The 18611-nt window shown below is 64.2% G+C and carries 16 protein-coding genes; 7 read left to right on the top strand and 9 right to left on the bottom strand.

From position 1 onward, the window contains the following. The 5 genes from AWB81_RS33680 to wrbA form a co-directional block, all read left to right on the top strand. Window positions 1–827, top strand: an 827-nt coding sequence (locus tag AWB81_RS33680; protein ID WP_144444244.1) for an ABC transporter permease, incomplete at its 5' end; no start/stop codon positions are given. Window positions 828–853: 26 nt separating this feature from the next. Next, window positions 854–1927, top strand: a complete 1074-nt coding sequence (locus AWB81_RS33675) for a lipocalin-like domain-containing protein (RefSeq protein WP_235026043.1) — start codon at window positions 854–856, stop codon at window positions 1925–1927. Window positions 1928–1958: 31 nt separating this feature from the next. Next, window positions 1959–3542: a 3'-5' exonuclease family protein gene (locus tag AWB81_RS33670; RefSeq protein ID WP_062641697.1), complete on the top strand. Its 1584-nt coding sequence runs from the start codon at window positions 1959–1961 to the stop codon at window positions 3540–3542. A 391-nt stretch (window positions 3543–3933) separates the two neighbouring features. After that, on the top strand, window positions 3934–4812 hold the full coding sequence (locus AWB81_RS33665) for an ATP-grasp fold amidoligase family protein (protein WP_087135374.1): 879 nt from the start codon (window positions 3934–3936) through the stop codon (window positions 4810–4812). 104 nt (window positions 4813–4916) lie between these two features. Then, on the top strand, window positions 4917–5519 hold the full coding sequence (wrbA, locus tag AWB81_RS33660) for an NAD(P)H:quinone oxidoreductase (RefSeq protein ID WP_062641692.1): 603 nt from the start codon (window positions 4917–4919) through the stop codon (window positions 5517–5519). Window positions 5520–5688: 169 nt separating this feature from the next. Here the strand turns inward: wrbA and AWB81_RS33655 are convergent, their stop codons facing one another. Next, window positions 5689–6210, bottom strand: a complete 522-nt coding sequence (locus tag AWB81_RS33655) for a DUF6622 family protein (RefSeq protein WP_062641690.1) — start codon at window positions 6208–6210, stop codon at window positions 5689–5691. Window positions 6211–6382: 172 nt separating this feature from the next. On the opposite strand from AWB81_RS33655, the gene AWB81_RS33650 reads away from it, so the two are divergent. Continuing rightward, entirely contained in the window at window positions 6383–7033 is a 651-nt protein-coding gene (locus AWB81_RS33650; RefSeq protein WP_062641689.1) for a TetR/AcrR family transcriptional regulator, read from the top strand. Between the two features lie 21 nt (window positions 7034–7054). On the opposite strand, the gene AWB81_RS33645 is transcribed toward AWB81_RS33650, so the two are convergent. The 7 genes from AWB81_RS33645 to AWB81_RS33615 form a co-directional block, all read right to left on the bottom strand. Next, entirely contained in the window at window positions 7055–9430 is a 2376-nt protein-coding gene (locus AWB81_RS33645; RefSeq protein WP_235026042.1) for a putative bifunctional diguanylate cyclase/phosphodiesterase, read from the bottom strand. A gap of 219 nt (window positions 9431–9649) precedes the next feature. Next, entirely contained in the window at window positions 9650–10744 is a 1095-nt protein-coding gene (locus AWB81_RS33640) for an alcohol dehydrogenase catalytic domain-containing protein (RefSeq protein ID WP_062641685.1), read from the bottom strand. Window positions 10745–10798: 54 nt separating this feature from the next. Then, a complete protein-coding gene (locus AWB81_RS33635) occupies window positions 10799–11548 on the bottom strand; it encodes an SDR family oxidoreductase (RefSeq protein WP_062641683.1) in 750 nt (249 codons plus the stop codon). A 6-nt stretch (window positions 11549–11554) separates the two neighbouring features. Next, window positions 11555–12535: a sugar-binding transcriptional regulator gene (locus tag AWB81_RS33630; protein WP_062641681.1), complete on the bottom strand. Its 981-nt coding sequence runs from the start codon at window positions 12533–12535 to the stop codon at window positions 11555–11557. 59 nt (window positions 12536–12594) lie between these two features. Further along, on the bottom strand, window positions 12595–13476 hold the full coding sequence (locus AWB81_RS33625) for a carbohydrate ABC transporter permease (RefSeq protein ID WP_235026041.1): 882 nt from the start codon (window positions 13474–13476) through the stop codon (window positions 12595–12597). Beyond that, window positions 13473–14414, bottom strand: a complete 942-nt coding sequence (locus AWB81_RS33620; RefSeq protein WP_062641677.1) for a carbohydrate ABC transporter permease — start codon at window positions 14412–14414, stop codon at window positions 13473–13475. The genes AWB81_RS33625 and AWB81_RS33620 overlap by 4 nt, the downstream gene beginning before the upstream one ends. Before the next feature lie 34 nt (window positions 14415–14448). Next, window positions 14449–15822: an ABC transporter substrate-binding protein gene (locus AWB81_RS33615; protein ID WP_062641675.1), complete on the bottom strand. Its 1374-nt coding sequence runs from the start codon at window positions 15820–15822 to the stop codon at window positions 14449–14451. Window positions 15823–16093: 271 nt separating this feature from the next. Here AWB81_RS33615 and AWB81_RS33610 point away from each other — a divergent pair, with 271 nt between their 5' ends. After that, entirely contained in the window at window positions 16094–17215 is a 1122-nt protein-coding gene (locus AWB81_RS33610) for an ABC transporter ATP-binding protein (protein ID WP_062641673.1), read from the top strand. Here the strand turns inward: AWB81_RS33610 and AWB81_RS33605 are convergent, their stop codons facing one another. Further along, on the bottom strand, window positions 17216–18262 hold the full coding sequence (locus tag AWB81_RS33605) for a LacI family DNA-binding transcriptional regulator (protein WP_062641671.1): 1047 nt from the start codon (window positions 18260–18262) through the stop codon (window positions 17216–17218). Between the last annotated feature and the right edge of the window lie 349 nt (window positions 18263–18611).

Raw genomic sequence — 18611 nt, 5'->3', positions numbered from 1 at the left:
CCCGCGAGATCGATCCCGCCGATCCCGGCGCGGCCATGCAACTCACGGGCGCTGCGCTTTCGCCGAGCGCGTGGGAGAGCGGCGAAACGCCGGTCTGGGCATCGGAGGCGATGGTCGACCTGTACGGCTATCGCGTCGGCGAGCGAGTGCGCCTGCCGATCGGCGGCGAGATTCGAAGTCTGGTCGTCGCGGGCATCTGGCGCGATTACGTGCGGCAGACGGGCGCGCTGCAAATGCGCATCGACGACTACCGGCGCCTCACGCGCGATACGACCGCCACCGATGTCGCGATCACGCTCGCGGCGGGCACGCCGGCGACAGCCGCCATCGACGCGATGCGCGCGCTGCCCTTCGCCGACGCGCTCGAATTCTCCCAGCCCGGCGAGATCCGCGCGCGCACGCTGACCATCTTCGACCGCAGCTTCGCTGTCACTTATCTGCTCGAAGCGGTCGCCATCGTGATCGGGCTGTTCGGCGTCGCCGCGACCTTCTCCGTGCAGACGCTCGCGCGTTCGCGCGAATTCGGCATGCTGCGGCATGTGGGCGTGACGCGCCGCCAGATCCTCGCGATCCTCGCGGCGGAAGGCGGCCTGCTGACCGCGCTCGGCATCGTGATGGGCTGTGTGCTCGGCTTCGCGATCAGCCTGATCCTCGTGTTCGTCGTGAATCCGCAGTCGTTTCACTGGAGCATGTCGCTGCATGTTCCGTGGGCGCTGATCGGCGTGATCGGCGGCGTGATGCTGGTGTCGTCCTGCATGACGGCGCTCTTCGCGGGGCGCCGCGCCGTCTCCGTCGATGCCGTGCGCGCCGTCAGGGAGGACTGGTGATGCGGCATTGGCTTCTGGCCTTATCGATGATTCTGCCGTTCGCCGCCGTCGGTGCCGACTTTGCGCCAGTCGTGCCGGAACACGCGATCGACTATCCGCGCGACACCGGCGCGCATCCCGCCTTTCGCACCGAATGGTGGTACGCGACTGGCTGGCTTGACACGCCGGATCGCCAGCCGCTCGGCTTTCAGATCACGTTCTTCCGCTCGAAGACGGGCAAGGGCGCCGAGAACCCGAGCGCGTTCGCGCCGGCGCAACTCGTCATCGCCCATGTCGCGTTGAGCGATCCTGCGTACGGACGGCTCGTGCACGACCAGAAGATCGCGCGCGAGGGCCTCGGCCTTGCGTGGGCCAGACCCGGCAACACCGACGTGAAGCTCGAAGCGTGGACGATGCTGCGCGGCACGGACGGCCGCTACGCGGTGAATGTCGATGCGGCCGGCTTCGCGCTGCACCTGACGCTCGCGCCGACGCAGGCGCCGCTGATCCAGGGCGAACGCGGCTATTCGCAAAAAGGCCCGCGGCCGGAGCAGGCGAGCTATTACTACAGCGAGCCGCATTTGCAGGTGAGCGGAAGCGTGACGCGGCCGGCTGCATCGGACACGGCCAAAGGGGCGACTGTCGATGTGACAGGCAGCGCCTGGCTCGATCACGAATGGTCGAGCACGCTGCTCTCCGACGACGCGTCCGGCTGGGACTGGCTCGGCGCGAATCTGGCGGACGGCGCCGCGCTGATGGCCTTCAAGGTCCGCGGCCGCGATGGCCGCGCGGTCTGGGCGCACGCCGCGCTGCGCGAGCGCGACGGCCGCACGACGCAGTACGGCCCGGGCGACGTCGACTTCACGCCGCAGCGCCAGTGGCGCTCGCCGCGCACGGACACCACGTATCCGGTCGCGATGACCGTGCGCGCGGGCCCGTGGCAATGGCGCCTGACACCGCTCATCGACGATCAGGAACTCGACTCGCGCGACTCCACCGGCGCGCTGTACTGGGAGGGCGCGGTCACGCTGAATGGAATCGGCCAGAACGCGCAGGGCAAGGGACGCGGCTATCTCGAACTGACCGGCTACGCGAAGGCCGTGGAAATGGAGAAGCGCTGAGGTCAGAAACACGTAGCGCTACAATCGGCGCATGTTCCCCGCCCTTCCCTCCGACGCCCTCGCCGACGCCCTGCTCGACTCGCTCGCGCGCCCGATCGTGTTCGTCGACCTGGAGACGACCGGCGGCAATGCGACCACCGACCGCGTTACCGAAATCGGCGTGGTGGAAGTGAGCCGCGCGGGGATCGAGCGCTGGAGCGTGCTCGTCGACCCCGGGACGCCGGTGCCGCCCTTCATCGAAAAGCTCACGGGCATCAGCGACGCGATGCTGCAAGGCCAGCCCACGTTCGCGTCGCTGGCCGAGGCGCTGATCGAGCGCCTTGCCGGCAAGCTGTTTGTCGCGCACAACGCGCGCTTCGACTACGGTTTCCTGAAAAACGAATTCCGGCGCGCGGGCCTCGCGTTCCGCGCCGACGTGCTGTGCACCGTGCGGCTGTCGCGGGCGCTCTTTCCCTCGGTGCAACGCCACGGACTCGATTCGCTGATCGCGCGCTTCGGCCTCGCGCCCGAAGGCCGGCACCGCGCGCTCGCGGACGCCGACCTGCTCTGGCAGTTCTGGCAGAAAATCCACGAGCTTTACTCGCAGGATCTCGTCGATGCCGCAATCAAAACCCTGATCCGCCGCGCCGCATTGCCCGCCGCGCTGCCCGAGAGCGCGCTCGACGAATTGCCGACGACCACCGGCGTCTACGTCTTCCATGGCGACGACGACCTGCCGCTCTACGTCGGCAAGAGCATCAACCTGAAAGACCGCGTGATGGCGCATTTCTCCGGCGACCACCGGCTCGCGAAGGATCTCGCGATCTCGCAGGCGATCAGGCGCATCGAGTGTCGCGAGACGGTCGGGGAACTCGGCGCGCTGCTGCTCGAAGCGAAACTCGTCAAGGACTTGCAGCCGGTGCACAACCGACTGCTGCGCCGCGCCGACGCGACCTGCGCATGGCAATGGCTGCCGGGCGCGCACGCGCCGGTGCTGATCCACGCGAAGAAGCGCGACTTCTCGCGCGAGGCGGATCTCTTCGGCATTTATCAGTCGCGTGCGAAGGCGCAGGCACACCTGCGCCGCCTCGCTGACGAACACAACCTCTGTCACGCCACACTCGGCCTCGAAAAGATTCCGCCGGGAAGCGCGCGCGGCTGCTTCGGCTATCAGGTCAGGCGTTGCCAGGGCGCATGCGTCGGCGCCGAAACGCTCGCCGGTCACACCGCGCGAGTCCACGAGGCGCTCGCTGCGTCGCGCGTGGTCGAATGGCCGCATGCGGGTCCGATCGCCATCGCCGAGCGCGACGCGAATTCGGGCCGCGTCGCGTGGCATGTCATCGACCACTGGTGTTATCTCGGCTTGTGCAGAAGCATCGAAGGAATCGGACCACTGGTCGCGAATGCCGGTGAAATGCGCGCATTCGATTTCGATGTCTACGGCCTTATCTCCAGACGACTCGTTTCCGGCGAACTGGAATGGATCGCCTGCGACGTGCGTCCGTGCTTTTCTCTCGCGCTGCAGCAAGCTCCGCGCTTCGCTGACCACGCAATACCAATGCGGCGCAATTCGTCTGGCAAACGAAATCTTCAGGCGATTCCCGATGCAGCGCAATATGCGCTCTCATTCGCGTGAATGGATCGAATAAACGAGCGCACTGTGCGGCAGACCTCTTTGAATGAATGCCCGGTTATATATCGTTAGGTTTCCGGCGAAATCCCGATTAACAAACAATTGGCTTTCAACAGACAACTAGTGATTCGATGTTCGTTCGATTAATACTCCGATTAATTGAGGAGGAGATATAGGTCTCTTTCCGGCTGGTCCGATCGCCTCTCATATGCGAGGATGCGGGCTTTCCGGCGGGAACAGGAGCGAAAACGCGCCGCGCACGGAAGTCGGAGCATCGACTTCGTTTCTTCGGACAAGACGCGCGGCCGTTGCATGATAGAACTTCGACAGAACGAAGCGCCGGCACTCTTTTTTGCCGGCCCAAGCAACATTGCATGGGAAAAGGAGAACAACGATGTCGTTGCTCAACAGACTGAAGGTCAACGCCAAGGAATGGCTGCCGGACAGTCTTTTTCTAAGCATCTCGCATCGCCAGAAGATAGGCCGCTTTCCCAATCTGAAAACGCCCGCGACCTTCAACGAAAAGATCCTTCACCGGTGTCTCCATCCCGATCCGCGCTATGTGGAACTCACCGACAAGCTCGCGGTGCGCGATTATGTCGAGCGCGCAATCGGTATTGCACATCTGATTCCGCTCATTTCGACCATCGATCAATTCACGAAGGCCACATTCGATTCGTTACCCGATTCGTTCGTGATGAAAGCGAATCACGGCAGCGGATTCGTGAAGATCGTGAGACGCAAGGCGGAAACTTCGTTCGACGAATTGAGCGAACTCGCCACGAAATGGCTACATACCGACTTCTACCGGATTGCACGCGAGCGGCATTACCGCAATATCACGCCGAGGGTGTTCTTCGAGGAACTCCTGCTCGATTCGAGCGGCGAGGTTCCGCCCGACATGAAAGTGCATTGCTTCACCGACGCCGCTGGCAACACCACTTTTTATACGCTCGTCATTTCGGATCGCTTCACGCCGCATCCGCGCGGCGATTTCTATGACGCCGAGTGGAACCATCTCGACATCTCGATCGGGCACTATCCGCGCAGCGAGGTCGCCGCGCCGCCGCCGAAGAACCTCGACAAGATGCTCGAAATCGCCGGCAAGCTCGCGCGGAGCTTCGAGTACGTGCGCGTCGATCTCTACGCACCCGACGACCGCATCCTCTTCGGCGAACTCACCTTCACGCCGGGTGCGGGCGTGTACCGTCTGAGGCCTGAAGCCATCGACTACAACTGGGGCCGCCTCTTTCACGCGAACCTCGAGCAGTAAAAACACTCCAAACGAACCGCCAGGCCACAGTACGGGACACTATCGGTGTCCCGTACTGTGGCGCTGCGCGTTCGCGTTCTGCGCTCACACAATTGAGGAACATCATGGCTAAAGTGCTCGTTCTCTATTACTCGATGTATGGCCACATCGAAACGATGGCGGAAGCGGTGGCCGAAGGCGCGCGATCGGTCGCGGGCGCCGAAGTGACGATCAAGCGGGTGCCCGAAACGATTCCAGCCGACCAGGCCGCGAAATTTGGCGCCAAGCTCGACCAGCAGGCGCCGGTCGCGGCGCCGGACGAACTCGCGAACTATGACGCCATCCTGTTCGGCACGCCGACGCGCTTTGGCAACATGGCCGGCCAGATGCGCACTTTCCTCGACCAGACGGGCGGCCTGTGGATGAAAGGCGCGCTGGTGGGCAAGATCGGCAGCGTGTTCGCTTCGACCGGGACGCAGCATGGCGGTCAGGAAACCACCATCACGTCGTTTCACTCGACGCTGTTCCATCAGGGGATGGTGGTCGTCGGCGTGCCCTATGCGTGTGCGGGGCTGACCAACATGAGCGAGATCACCGGCGGGACGCCCTATGGCGCCACGACGCTCGCGGGCAGCGACGGCAAGCGGCAGCCGTCGCAGAACGAACTCGACATCGCTCGGTACCAGGGCAAGCACGTCGCCGAACTGGCGATGAAACTGGCAGGGTAATCCAACGGATGAGCCGGGAAGCGCCCGCCTTTCGGGCGCGACCCGCGTCTTTTCGACGGAGCGGCCCTCGTCCTGCGGACGCGGTTTGAGCGTTTATCACAGGCCGGTCGCAGCTCGAAGCGTTGGTGTGGCTTGACCGTTAGTTGCGATTTACCGCTTGCCGCCTGCTTCAGACGCGATCGCCCAAAGCCCCGAACGACGCCGTCGACCTGAAACCCAGCCAGTAGATCAGGAACCGCCCCGCGAAAATCCCCGCAGCGACGCCGGACACGGCGGCATCGAGCAGTACAAACATCGAAGCGGAGTCGACGGGGGTCGTCGCCAGTTCGAAGCCGATCCAGAACTTCGACGCGAACGTCACAAGCATCACGACCAGCGGCACAGCCGATCCGGGAAGCGTCACGGTTTCCCGCTCGCGATCGACGCTCATGCCGCTCGCCCGTGCCAGCGCCACGCCGCCGCACACGCCGAGCACCGCGCCCGCGATCCAGATGAGGCCGGCATGCCAGTTCGCGCCGGATTCGCGGAACAGATGCAGGATGCCCCAGCCGGCAAAGACGGCGGGCACGATCGCCAGTTTCGAAAGCGGCGCCGTGCCGCCCTTGAGCGCCTTCATGCCGCGCGAAACGAGGAAGGCCAGCAGCGCCGAGACCCAAACAGGTGTACCGCTCAAGATTGCATCAAGTGACATGACTTTTCTCCGTGATCGCGGACGCTCGCCGCCGCTGTGAGATTGGTTAAAACGTTCTGAACTTCTGGCTGTCTGCGAATCTTTACGTTGGAAAGATTTTGACTTCAGCGACTCGCTGCGTAAAGATATCTTTCCATTGTAAAAATAGATCGGAACCACGTCCGCGATTCCTATGCAGAAAACGAAGTCAGCGCCATCGGAGCCTGGCGATGCGGCCAGGCATCCTTATCACCACGGCTCGCTGCCCGACGCGCTGCTGCGCGCCGCCGAAACGGTCCTTCAGCGCGACGGCCTCAAGGGCCTCACCTTGCGTGCGACCGCCCGCGAAGCCGGCGTCTCGCACACCGCACCGCAGCACCATTTCGGCGATACCGCGGGCGTACTGAGCGAACTCGCCGCGAGCGGACACCGGCGGCTCGCGGCCACAATGGCCGCTCATGCCGATGCCGCGTCCGGCGTCGGGCGAGGAAAGGCGATCGCACGCGGCTACATCGAGTTCGCGGTCAGGAACCCGGATCTCTTCCGGCTGATGTCGCGCAACGAGTTGCTCGACCCGGATCGTCCTTCGCTCGTCGAGGCGCGCCGGACCTCGGCGCGCGGGCTCGCGGGCGTCTTCGACATCGCGTCGAAAGAACCAGAGACCGGCACGCGGGCATTCGGCGCGTTGAACGCCGCGCAGGCGATCGAGATGACGGCGGCCTGGGGGCAGATCCACGGGCTGGCGTCTCTTCTGATCGACAACCGGCTGTCCGCGCTCGCCGCCGCGACCGGATCGTTTCGCGATGCGCGCGAACTGGTCGATGCGGTGATCGATCAGTTGTAGCGGGTCACGCGCTCACTCGGCTCACGCCGCGCTCGCTTGCTGAACGCCCCCGAAATCGAGTACCAGCGGCGCGACCGGCCGGCTCAGATGGTAGCCCTGCACGAAGTCGCACTTCGCCTCGCGCAGGATATCGAGTTGCTGTTCCTCCTCGACACCCTCGGCCGTGACCATGATCCCCAGGTCGTGCGACATGTCGATGATGCCGCGCACGATGGTTCGCGTCGCCGCATCGAGTGCGAGCTTCGCGGTGAAAGACCGGTCGATTTTCACGGTGTCCGGCGCAATATCGGCGAGATAGCGCAGGCTCGAATAGCCGGTGCCGAAATCGTCGATGGCGATGCGCACGCCGAGGCGTTTGAGCGCCGTAAGCGTCTGCTGCGCGAGTTCAGGGTTCTCAAGCAGCGCGCTCTCGGTGAGCTCGATTTCAAGGCTGCGCGGCGGCAGGCCGTGCTTGCGCAGCGCACGATCGACGACATTCACGATGGCATCGCCCCGCAGTTGCCGCGCCGACACGTTCACCGACATGCAAAGCTCGCTCGCCCCGCTCGTGCGCCACTCGGCAAGCTGGCCGAGCGCGCGATCGACCACCCACGCACCCACGTCGACGATGAAACCGCTCTCTTCGAGAATCGGGATGAAGACGGCCGGCGCTATCAGTCCGCGCGCCGGATGCATCCAGCGAATCAGCGCTTCGACGCTCGTCATCGACAGCGCGCCGGGCTCGTGGATGCCCTGGTAATGCAGCAGGAACTCGCCCGAGGCGAGCGCCATCGGCAGGTCGCGCTCCAGCTCGAAGTCCTCGATCGTGCCGGTCGCATCCTTGTCCGCGAAGCGAAAGCCGTTGCGCCCCGCCTTCTTCGCCGCGTACATCGCGATGTCCGCGCTCGTCAGGAGCGCCTCGTGATCGACCCCATGCTCCGGATACAGCGAGATGCCGATCGACGCCGTCACGAACGCGCCCGCGTGATCGTTGCGGCCGCTGCTCGACAACACGTCGAGCAGGGTCTGCGCCAGCGACGCGAGCCGGGACTTGTCGGCGGTGCTGCCGGCCAGCACCGCGAATTCGTCGCCGCCGAGGCGCGCGACATAGGCGTCGGGCGGCAGCGCCGCCTGGATCACGCGGCCGATGTCCTTCAGCAGGCGGTCGGCTGCGGTGTGGCCGAGCGTATCGTTGAGCACCTTGAAGCGGTCGAGGTCGATGAACATCAGCCCGAACGGCACGCTCTTCGCACAGCGCGCCTCGATCTGGCGCACGAGCGCGCCGCGGTTCGCGAGCCCCGTCAGCGAATCCGAGTAGGCGAGCCGGTCGAGCGCCGTGATGCGCTCCTGCTCGGCGGTCACGTCTTCGCTGATGCCGACGATCCGAGCGACCGCGCCCGTCTCGTCGCGCACCGGATACGCGGTGCTGCGAATCCAGCGCACGCAGCCGTCGGTGCGGCGGATGCGGTACAGGATGCGGCCTTCGCTCGATTCCTCGACGACGCGGCGCATCTCCGCGAGCAGCGCCTCCACGTCCTCTTGGAGCACGAGATCGAGCCACGCGGACGGCTTTTGCATCAGCACGCACGGCGCGATGCCGAACACCGGCTCGATGCCGGCGCTCACGTAGTGGAAGTACTGGAAATCCGCGCTGTACGAATAGAACACGAGCCGCACATGCGCTTCCATCTCGGACATCAGCTGGTCCTTGCTGCGCAGTTTCGCCAGCAATTCGTTCTGCTCGGAGACGTCCGTCGACGCGCACAGCATCGCCGTGACGCGGCCGTCATCCTCTGCGAGCGGGATCAGGCGCGAGTCCCACCACTTGGGGCAGCCCGTCGCGGTCGCGCATTGTCCGGTGAAGGAGGTGCGCTCGCCCGCGATCGCGCCGGACCACGCGGCGTCGGCCGCGGTGCGGTCGGCGCCGCTCCAGAAGCCGAGCCAGTCGGCGCCGGCCAGTTGTTCCGGCGACTCCGCGTTCATCAGGTCCGCGCCGAATTCGGTGATGCGCAGCATGCGGCCGTCGGCGTCCAGCAGTTTCAGGCATTCGCGATTCGCGTCGAGCAGTCCGCTGCTCAATGTCAGCGCGGCGCGGCGCTCGGCGTGGTCGGCGGCGAGCTTGCGATGCGCGGCCGCGAACACGCCCGCGCCCGCCAGGACGGCGGCCGCGGTGCGCATGATGGCGGACGCTTCGTACGCGAACAGGGAAATCAGGAACACAAGCGCCGCCGCACCGAATGCTGCGCCGACGACGATGGCAAACGACGCGAACGGCAGCGCGCGGCGCCTTGCGTAGCGCGCGAGAAAAAACGACAGGAACAGCTGGTTGCGGGGCGACGCGCCGTCCGCGGACGTAGCGCTCCCGGCGCTCGAGTCGCTCCTCCGGCCACTCAGGCGTGATCCGCTCTTCAATCTCACGCACGTTCTCCGACTGGGTTTTTACTGACGGCCCGGCGAACCTCACACAAAGCCCCAACATGGACTGGTTAACGTCCGTTGCTGGAAAAACCTGAATGGATGGGGTACGTGCTTGCGGAGTAGGCGTAAAAGCGGGGGAATTGCGAAGGTTTGCGCTTAAAACGACCGAATGCCCGATGAGCATTCGGTCTTCATGTTTCTGCTCGCGAGAGAGGCGACTTAACCGTGCCGGGGCTTGAGCAGAACCTTGATCGAATCGAGCGAATCGGCGATCTTGATCGCTTCGTCCCATTCTTCCAGCGTGAATCCGTGCGTCACGATCCCTTTCGACGTGACGAGCCCGCGTGCCAGCAGATCGATCGCGATCGGATAGCAATACGGCCCGAGATGCGCGCCGCGCACGTCGAGTTCCTTGCGGTCGCCGATGATCGACCAGTCGACCGTCGCATCCGCGCCGAATACGGAAAACTCCACGAAACGCCCGAGCTTCCTGATGAGATCGAGCCCCTGCGACACGCCGACCGGCACGCCCGTGGTTTCGATATACACGTCGCAGCCATATTGATCGGTCAGCGACTTGATGATTGCGAGCGCGTCCTCGTTTTTCGGATTGATCGTGACGTCCGCGCCATACTCGCGCGCGAGTTCGAGCCGATCGTCCACGAGATCGATCACGACGAGCTTCTTAGGCGTCTTCAGATGCGCGACCTGAGTCATCATCAGGCCGAGCGGCCCCGCTCCCGCGATCACGACGACGTCGTCGAGCTGGATGTCGCCGCGATTGACCGTGTGGATCGCGCAGGCGAGCGGCTCGATGATCGCGGCGTCTTCGATCGAGATGCCGTCGGGAATCTTGTGGACGAGCGCGGTCGGCGGAAAGCGCATGTATTCGGCCATGCCGCCATCGGCCACTTCGCGCTGAAAGCCGAAGATGTTATGCACCTCGCACATCCAGTAACTGCCCGACTTGCAATAGCGGCATTTGCCGCAGGGCACGATCTGCTCGGCGATCACGCGCTCGCCGATGTCAACACCGAAGTGTTCGGCCGCGCCCTCGCCCAGTTCCTCGACATAGCCGAAGAACTCGTGCCCCGGAATGACGGGCGCCTTCACCCACGGATTCGGTCCGCCCCAGAACATCTTTGCGCCCGACCAGCACTTGCAGTCGCTTGCGCAGATGCCGCACGCGGCGATACGGATCACGAGTTCATTGCGCCCGGGCCGCGGACGCTCGACGCGTTCGACGCGGTAGTCCTTCGGGGCACGGCAGACAATGGCCGTCATCTGCGTCGATGTAGCTTTCGTTGCGCTCATGGTGCTCTCGTTGTGGTGAGTGACGTGAGGTCGTTGCTGAGTACGTTCGTGCGTTCATCCCGCCTGGAATCCGCCGTCGACGGCGAGGCTCACGCCGTTGACCATGCTCGAATCGTCGCCGAGCAGATACGCGATCGTGCGTGCCACTTCGAGCGGCTGCACGAAACGCCGCAATGGAACGCGTGCGAGCATCGGCCCGGACTTGGCGGGATCGCTCCACGCCTTCTCGGCCATCGGCGTCATCGTGACAACGGGATTCACGGTGTTCACGCGAATGCCATGCGGCCCGAGTTCGACGGCCATGACACGCGTCATCGCGTCGAGCGCGCCCTTCGATGCGCAGTACGCCGCGTGCAGCGGCAGGCCGACCGTGGCAGAGAGGCTCGACACATTGACGATCGATCCCGCGACGCCGCGCTCGATCATGCTGCGCGCACACACCTGCGAGACGATCAATGCGGCGCGCACGTTCACGGCCATCGTGACGTCGAAGGCATCGACGGAAATGTCCACGAATGGCGAGAGTTCCGCGATGCCTGCGCAGTTCACGAGCAGATCGATCGGTTGCGCCGCGCGCGCCGCTTCACGCGCGGCGTTCGCATCGGCGAGATCGACGCAGAGCGTCTCGCAGCCGATCGCATCCTTCAGTGCCGCGAGGTCCGACACCGAGCGGCTCAGGGCGATCACGCGCGCGCCGCGCTCGGCCATCAAGAGGGCCGTGGCATGGCCGATGCCCTTGCCCGCGCCCGTCACGAGCACCGTCTTGCCGGCGAATTCCTGGTTCCTGTCGATGGTCGTCGTCATGGTGGTCTATGGCTCTTCGCACAAGCGGCGCGCTGTGTCTTCGTCGGTGACGAGCACCGACGGATAACGTCCGCGCAACGCTGCGCGCGTCACATGAAACTTCTTCGCGCCGCCGCTCACCAGCACGACGCGCTTGATCTTGCGCAGGTCATCGAGCGTGATCGCGATGGTGCGCCGGTTCAGCGGATGATCGATCAGCTCGCCGTCGGCATCCATGAAGTGACCGAGCAGGTCGCCTACCGCACCCGCTTTCTGCAACGCGCGCACCTGATCGGGCGTATCGATCCCGTACATCACGACAAGCGACTCGGTCAGGTCTCCGCAGGTGAGCAACGCGAGATCAGCGCTGCGGGCAAGCTCGTACGTCTCGCGCACGGTGTCTTCCTGCAGGATCATGTCGCGCGCCTTCTGGCTGCTGACGTAGATAGGCGCGGCAAAGATGAAGCCATTCGCGCGGCAGATGTTCACGAAGTCGGAGACGATATCGAACGTGTTGATGCTCGGGCAATGCGCAAGGCCGCCCTGCAGCGACACCGCCGACACCTGCGGATAGTTGCGCTGCGGCATTGCGCTCAGCACTGCGCGGATCGTGCGTCCCCATCCGAGCCCGATGGTTTGCCCTGCAACTATCTGCTTCGAAAACCAGGTGGCCGCGCCGATGCCGAGCGCTGCCATGTTCGCCTGCGGGTTCGCCCCGCTCGGCACCACGACCGCGGCTTCCAGGCCGAAGCGCTTGACGATGGCCTCTTCGAGCGCGACGCACGGCGCGATCCGGCTGTTGATTGTGATCTGCACGAGGCCCGAGTCGCGGCTTGCCGCGAGCAGGCGATTCACGCGCACGCGGTTGCTGCCGATGCGTTGCGCGATCTCCTGCTGCGTCAGGTTGCCGACGTAGTAGTGCCACGCGACGCGCGCCTGCAATTCCTTCTCCGCGGCGCTGGATTCGTCGGTTTCGGCGATGACGACGGGCGGTGCTGTCTTGCTCATATATGTTGTAGTGTCGATGAAAAGCCGCCGAATGTACCTCAATGCGCTGCTTCAATGCGTTACTTCACCGCGCCCATGGTCAGCCCCTGCACGAGGCGCCCGGAAACGGCCAGTGCGAACACCACCATCGGCAGCACGATCAGTGTGCCGGTCGCCATGATTTCGCCCCAGGGCAATTCGTAGCCGCTCATGTAGCTCGTTGCCGCGACCGGTGACGTGATCGCTTCCGTGCGCGTGAGCACGAGTGCATACAGCAGGTCGTTCCAGGAAAAGATGAACGCGAAGATCGCCGATACCACGATGCCCGGCATCGCGAGCGGGAGATTGATGCGCCAGAACACGCGCCACGGCGATGCGCCGTCGAGCCGCGCGGCCTCGTCGAGTTCGACCGGGATGTTGCGGAACTGGTCGGTACAGATCCACACGACGATCGGGAGCGAGAACGTCAGGTAAAGCAGGATCAGGACGATATGCGTATCGACGAGATCGAGCTTCGTTGCGATCAGGAAGAACGGCACGGCCAGCACGACCGGGCTCACCATGCGGTTGGAGATGAACCAGAACCACAGGTCTTCCTTGCCGCGAAACTCGTAGCGCGCAAGCGCATACGCAGCGGGCGTGCCGAGCAGGATCGCGAGCAACGTCGTGCTGCTCGCGATGATCAGCGAATTCACCAGACTGCCGCCCACCTCGTGCGTGAAGAGCGCCGCCGAGTAATGCGAGAGCGTCGGCTTGAAGAGCCACACTGGCGGATAGGCAAGCGCGTCGGCCTGGCTCTTCAGGCTCGTCGTGACCATCCAGTAAAACGGAAACACCGACGATAGGAACACGACGAGAAGACCCACGAAATGCCATCCGGTCGTGCGGCGCCGCGCGGCACGCGCGCGTTTTGCGCGCTTGCTCGCGCCGTCGTTCGAAGCTTGCAACGGTGCTGTACTCACGCGGCCTCCCGGTACACGAAGCGGATATAAAGACGCGACAACACGATCGTCAGGATCAAGAGCAGCACCGCCTGCGCGGACGCCATGCCCTGATCGAAGAGACGAAAGCCGACGCGCTGGATATAGATGCTGATGAATTCCGTTGCGGTGCCGGGTCCGCCGCGCGTCATCGTGAAGACGGCGTCGAACATCTTGAGCATGTCGGCGGAACGCAGGATCAGGATCGCGGTGAGACCCGGCAGCAGATATGGTCTTTGCAGATGCCAGAGGATCTTGCTCCACTTCGGCGTTTCGAGACGCGCCGCTTCCTCCGCTTCCTTCGGCACCATCGCGAGACCGGCCAGCATGATGAGCGCACAGAAGGGCGTCCACTGCCAGATGTCCATGATCATCACGGAGACGAAGGCGAGCGTCGGATCGGCGAGCCAGTCCTGCGGCGGAATGCCGACGAGACCCGTCAGATAGTTTGCCACGCCGAACTGGCGATTGAAGATCAGCCGCCCGATCAGGCCGACTACCGCGTAGGTCGTGGCCATCGGAATCACGAGGCTCACGCGCGCCGCTGCGCGCATCCACGGCAAGGCCGTGCGATGCAGCATCAGCGCGGCAAAGAGCCCCAATGCGACTTCGATGGGCAGCGTGAGGCACAGGAACAGCGCGGTGCGTCCCAGCGCGCCCCAGAAGGACGGATCGGTCAGCGTCGACACATAGTTGTCCACGCCGATGAACGGCGTGCCCGACGCGAGATCCGCGAGCTTGTATTGATGAAACGAGTTGTAGAGCGCAAGCAGGAGCGGATAGATGCCGATCACGGCGAGGGCGAAAATCGCCGGAATCAGGAACCAGAAGGCGGGCGAACGCGGCAGTATCCCGAATCGTCGCGCGCGGGGCCGTGTCGGCCTCGCCACCGTTGCGGGCCGAGCAGTGCTGTTCGCCATCGAATCGCCTCCTGGTTGCTTCGCTTGCTTCAGCTTATTTCAGCAAGGGCTTCTTGCCGTCGTAGTAGCCCGATTTCTTGAGGATTTCCTCGGTCTTCGCGCCGATCGTCTGTGCGCCCTCCTTGACCGTCACCTGCCCGAGCATCATCTTGCTGCCCCATTCGCCGATCACTTCCGACACCGCCGGCCATTCCGGGAAGCGCGGACGATAATCCGGCACGCCGCCCTGCCACGATTCGACCATCGGCTTCACGAACGGATACTTGTCCTGCACCGCCTTGTCCTGATAGACCGCCGTGCGCGCGCTCACGCCGCCCGCTTCGAGATACGGCTTCGCCATCTCTTCGGACGTGATCCACTGGATGAAGAGCCACGACGCCGCCTGCTTCTTCGCATTCGACTTCGCGTTGACCGCAAGCGAGAAGCCGCCGAGCGCGGGCTTCAGCCCGGCCGATCCCTTCGGTTCCGTCGTGATCGCGAGGCAGTCGCCGATCTTCGACTTGCTCGGATCGGTTAGCGTCGGATAGAACGCTGACCATTCGGTGATCATCGCGACCTGCCCTTGCGCGAGCGCGTTCACGGCTTCAGCGTGATCGAAGTCCACGATGCCTGGCGGCATGAACTTCATCAGCTTCTGCCGGTATTCGAGCCCCGCCTGCGATTGCGCCGACATCAGGTTCGACTTGAACTTCGCGTCGAGCAGCGACCCGCCGTTCGGCCACAGCACGCGCATGAAGCTGTCGGCCGATTGCGTCTCGCCGCGCCGCGACTGCAGCGCGAACGCGAACTGGTTCTTGTCCGGCTTCGTGAGTTTCGGCGCGTACGTGTTGAGCAGGTCGTCCCACGTCTTCGGCGGCTCGTTGAAACCCGCGTCCTTCAGCATGCACTTGTTGTAGAACATCAGGCCCGAGTAATTGTCGAACGGCAGGCCGTAAGTGGTCTTGTTCCAGGTGCCGAACGAATCCAGCAGGATCGGGAAGAAGCCCGGGAGATTAAGCTTCGGATCGGCGAGCTTCGGGTTGTCGGTGAAGGTCTTGATCGGCACGAGCCACTTGTTGCTGGCGAATTCGCCGATCCACACCACGTCGACGAGAACGACGTCCTGATCGCCGCCACCGACGAAGTTGAGCACTTCCTTCTCACGCGTGTTCTCATACGGAATCACTTCCCAGCGCACCTTGATCCCCGTCTCCTTCTCGAACTGCGGGATCAGCTTCTGCGCCGCCTTGTAGCCCGGCCGGTCGAGGAAGATGGCCTTGATGGTCGTGCCCGAATACGGCTCGGCCGCTTCCTTGAGCGTCCACGCGTGGGCGTTCGATGCAGCGAGTAGCGATGCGGTTGCCGTCACGAACATCACGGCGGTAGCCTGTTTGATGAGGCCCAAGCGGGGCGTAAAGCGCTTCTTCATGCCTGTCTCCTTGATTATTCTTGAGCTGTGAATGCGTTCGCGCTGCGTCGATGCCGGTGCGGTTGCTTCCGTGGTCCGTCGTGTCCTGCTCGTTCCGTTTCACTTGTAATTCCGGTTTTACAATTGTATATTTTGGCTCGAACACGTTGTCAAGAACAAAATCGCAAGGCATTCGATGCTGCGCTGCGGGAACCACGGTGCCATCGCATGCGCCGCGCGACCGTCAACGGAGTCCGCGTATCACGCGCGGGACCCTTTGCAGGAGACATGCATGAGCGCAGTCCATTTGCAGCAAATCCGCAAGGCCTTTGCAGGCACCGAGGTGCTGAAGGATGTCGACATCGAGATCGTCGACCGTGAATTCATGGTTTTCGTGGGACCGTCCGGCTGCGGGAAGTCCACGCTGCTACGCACCATCGCCGGGCTTGAAGAATGCGATTCAGGGCAAATCCTGATAGGCGGCGAAGACGTCACGGACCTCGAACCATCGCAGCGCGGCGTCGCGATGGTGTTCCAGTCGTATGCGCTCTATCCGCACATGTCGGTGTACGAAAACATCGCGTTCGGGCTGCGCATGCTGAAGCTGCCCGAAGCGGAGATCAAGCAGCGCGTCGAGCGCGCGGCGCAGATCCTGCAGATCGGGCAATTGCTGGAGCGGCGTCCGCGCGCGCTGTCGGGCGGGCAGCGACAACGTGTGGCGATCGGCCGCTCGATCGTGCGAGAACCGAAAGTCTTTCTCTTCGACGAACCGTTGTCGAATCTCGACGCCGCCTTGCGCGTGCAGATGCGCCTCGAACTCATCAAGCTGCACAAGCAACTCAACGCCACGATGATCTACGTGACGCACGATCAGACCGAGGCGATGACGATGGCCGATCGCATCGTCGTGCTGAATCACGGCAAGGTCGAGCAGATCGGCTCGCCGCTCGAGTTGTATCGCACGCCGCGCAACCGCTTCGTCGCGGGCTTCATCGGCTCGCCGAAGATGAACTTCATCGACGTGCGCGTGCTGCGCACCGATGCCACCGGCGTAACGATCGAACTGCCGGGCGGTGCGCCGCTCACGCTGCCGTTCACCGGGCACGCGGTCTCAGCGGGCGAAGCGCTCACGCTGGGCATTCGCCCCGAGCATTTCGTCGAGGCGGGCGGCGGCGACATCGACAGCGGATTGACCGGCGAAGTGATGGTGATCGAGCACCTCGGCGGCGAGACGCTCCTGCATGTGCGTCTGCCGAACGAACTGCTGATCCAGGTGAAGGGCTCGGGCGAGTCGACAGCGGTCGACGGACAACGGCTCAATGCCGGCTTCAGCATCCGTCATGTGCATCTGTTCCGCGAAGACGGCAGCGCGCTCGAACGCATGCGGCCCGTGGCCGAGACGGCGACGGCGTGATCAGAGGGTCGCGCGTTCGACCAGCTCGAAGCCCACGTCGATCATCGGCGTTCCGGGCGCGCCGCCGAGTCGTTCGATCAGGCAGCGCGCCGCCGTCTCGCCGATGCGCCTGCCATCCACGCGCACGGTTGTGAGCGCGGGCGTCGTATCAGCGGCGAACTCCAGGTCGCCGAAGCCGCACACCGCGATGCGCTCCGGCACCGCGACGCCCATCTTCTGCGCTTGCGAGACGACGCCAAGCGCGAGCAGATCCGAGCCGCAAAAGATGGAATCGACGTCTGCGCTTTGCGTGAGGATGCGCTGCAGGCTTTCGCGGCCGAGCGCCACCGAACTCGGCGGCGGCATGAGCACTTCCGGCACCTTGCCGATGCCATGTGCGGCAAGCGTTTCGATGAAGCCGCGCCGCCGCGCGAGCGCGCGGTCGTCGTTGGCCGACACGAGCGCCGGATGCCGCCTGCCCCGCGCGACGAATCGCTCGGCCACCGCCGCGCCGATGCGGTCGTGCGAGAAGCCGACCAGCATGTCGATCGGTTGCCCGGTCATGTCCCATGTCTCGACGATCGGAATGCCTATCTTCAGGAGCCGCTCGCGCAGTGTCGCGGTGTGAGCGACGCCCGTCAGCAGCACGCCTTCGGGGCGGCGGCTCAGCACGGCGTCGAGCAGTTCGTCCTCGTTCTTGTCGCTGTAGCCCGAGAGGCCGAGCAGCACCTGATAGCCCGCGCGCGACATCGTATCGCTGAAGACCTGCACGGTTTCGGAGAAGAGCGAATGCGCAACCGTCGGGACTATGGCCGCGATGAGCCGCGACTTTGCCGAAGACAACCCGCCCGCCAGGCGATTCGGCACGTAGCCGAGTTCCTGCACGGCCTGCCGCACGCGCAGGAGCGTGTCGGGGGCGACGGTCTGCGGTGCGTTGAACACGCGCGACACCGTGATGGGCGAGACGCCCGCCGACGCGGCCACGTCGGTGATGCGAATGCCCTTGGGCGCGCCGCGCGAGCGCTTCGTTGCGGCGATGATCGGCGAGGTCGGTTTGGCTGTCGGCATGAGTGGCGTTTGACGCTCAAGGTGTGCACACCCGTTTGATGCGCGTGCGCTTTCATGGAACTTGCTTTCTTCTCGGTCTATTAGCTCTGCCCCTGTCCGGGGCGGGACTTACTTTCTTTGCTGCTGCAAAGAAAGTAAGCAAAGAAAGCAGCTTTTTCAGGCACCAGTCGCAAACCGGCAACGCACTCGCATCACTGACTGGCCCAGCGCCTAAGTGTCGCCCTCAAAGGACCGACCCGGTTTGGCGCGCGCACGCACTGACACCCCTCGCCGTCCAACAAAGTGGTAAGCACTTCGTTCCGGTCCGTCCGCGCTTCGCTCGGACGACGGGCACAACCGAAAAGCAGCG

Source organism: Caballeronia arationis, from assembly GCF_001544975.2.
Taxonomy (GTDB): Bacteria; Pseudomonadota; Gammaproteobacteria; order Burkholderiales; family Burkholderiaceae; genus Caballeronia; species Caballeronia arationis.
This window is presented reverse-complemented; position numbering and strand designations above follow the sequence as displayed.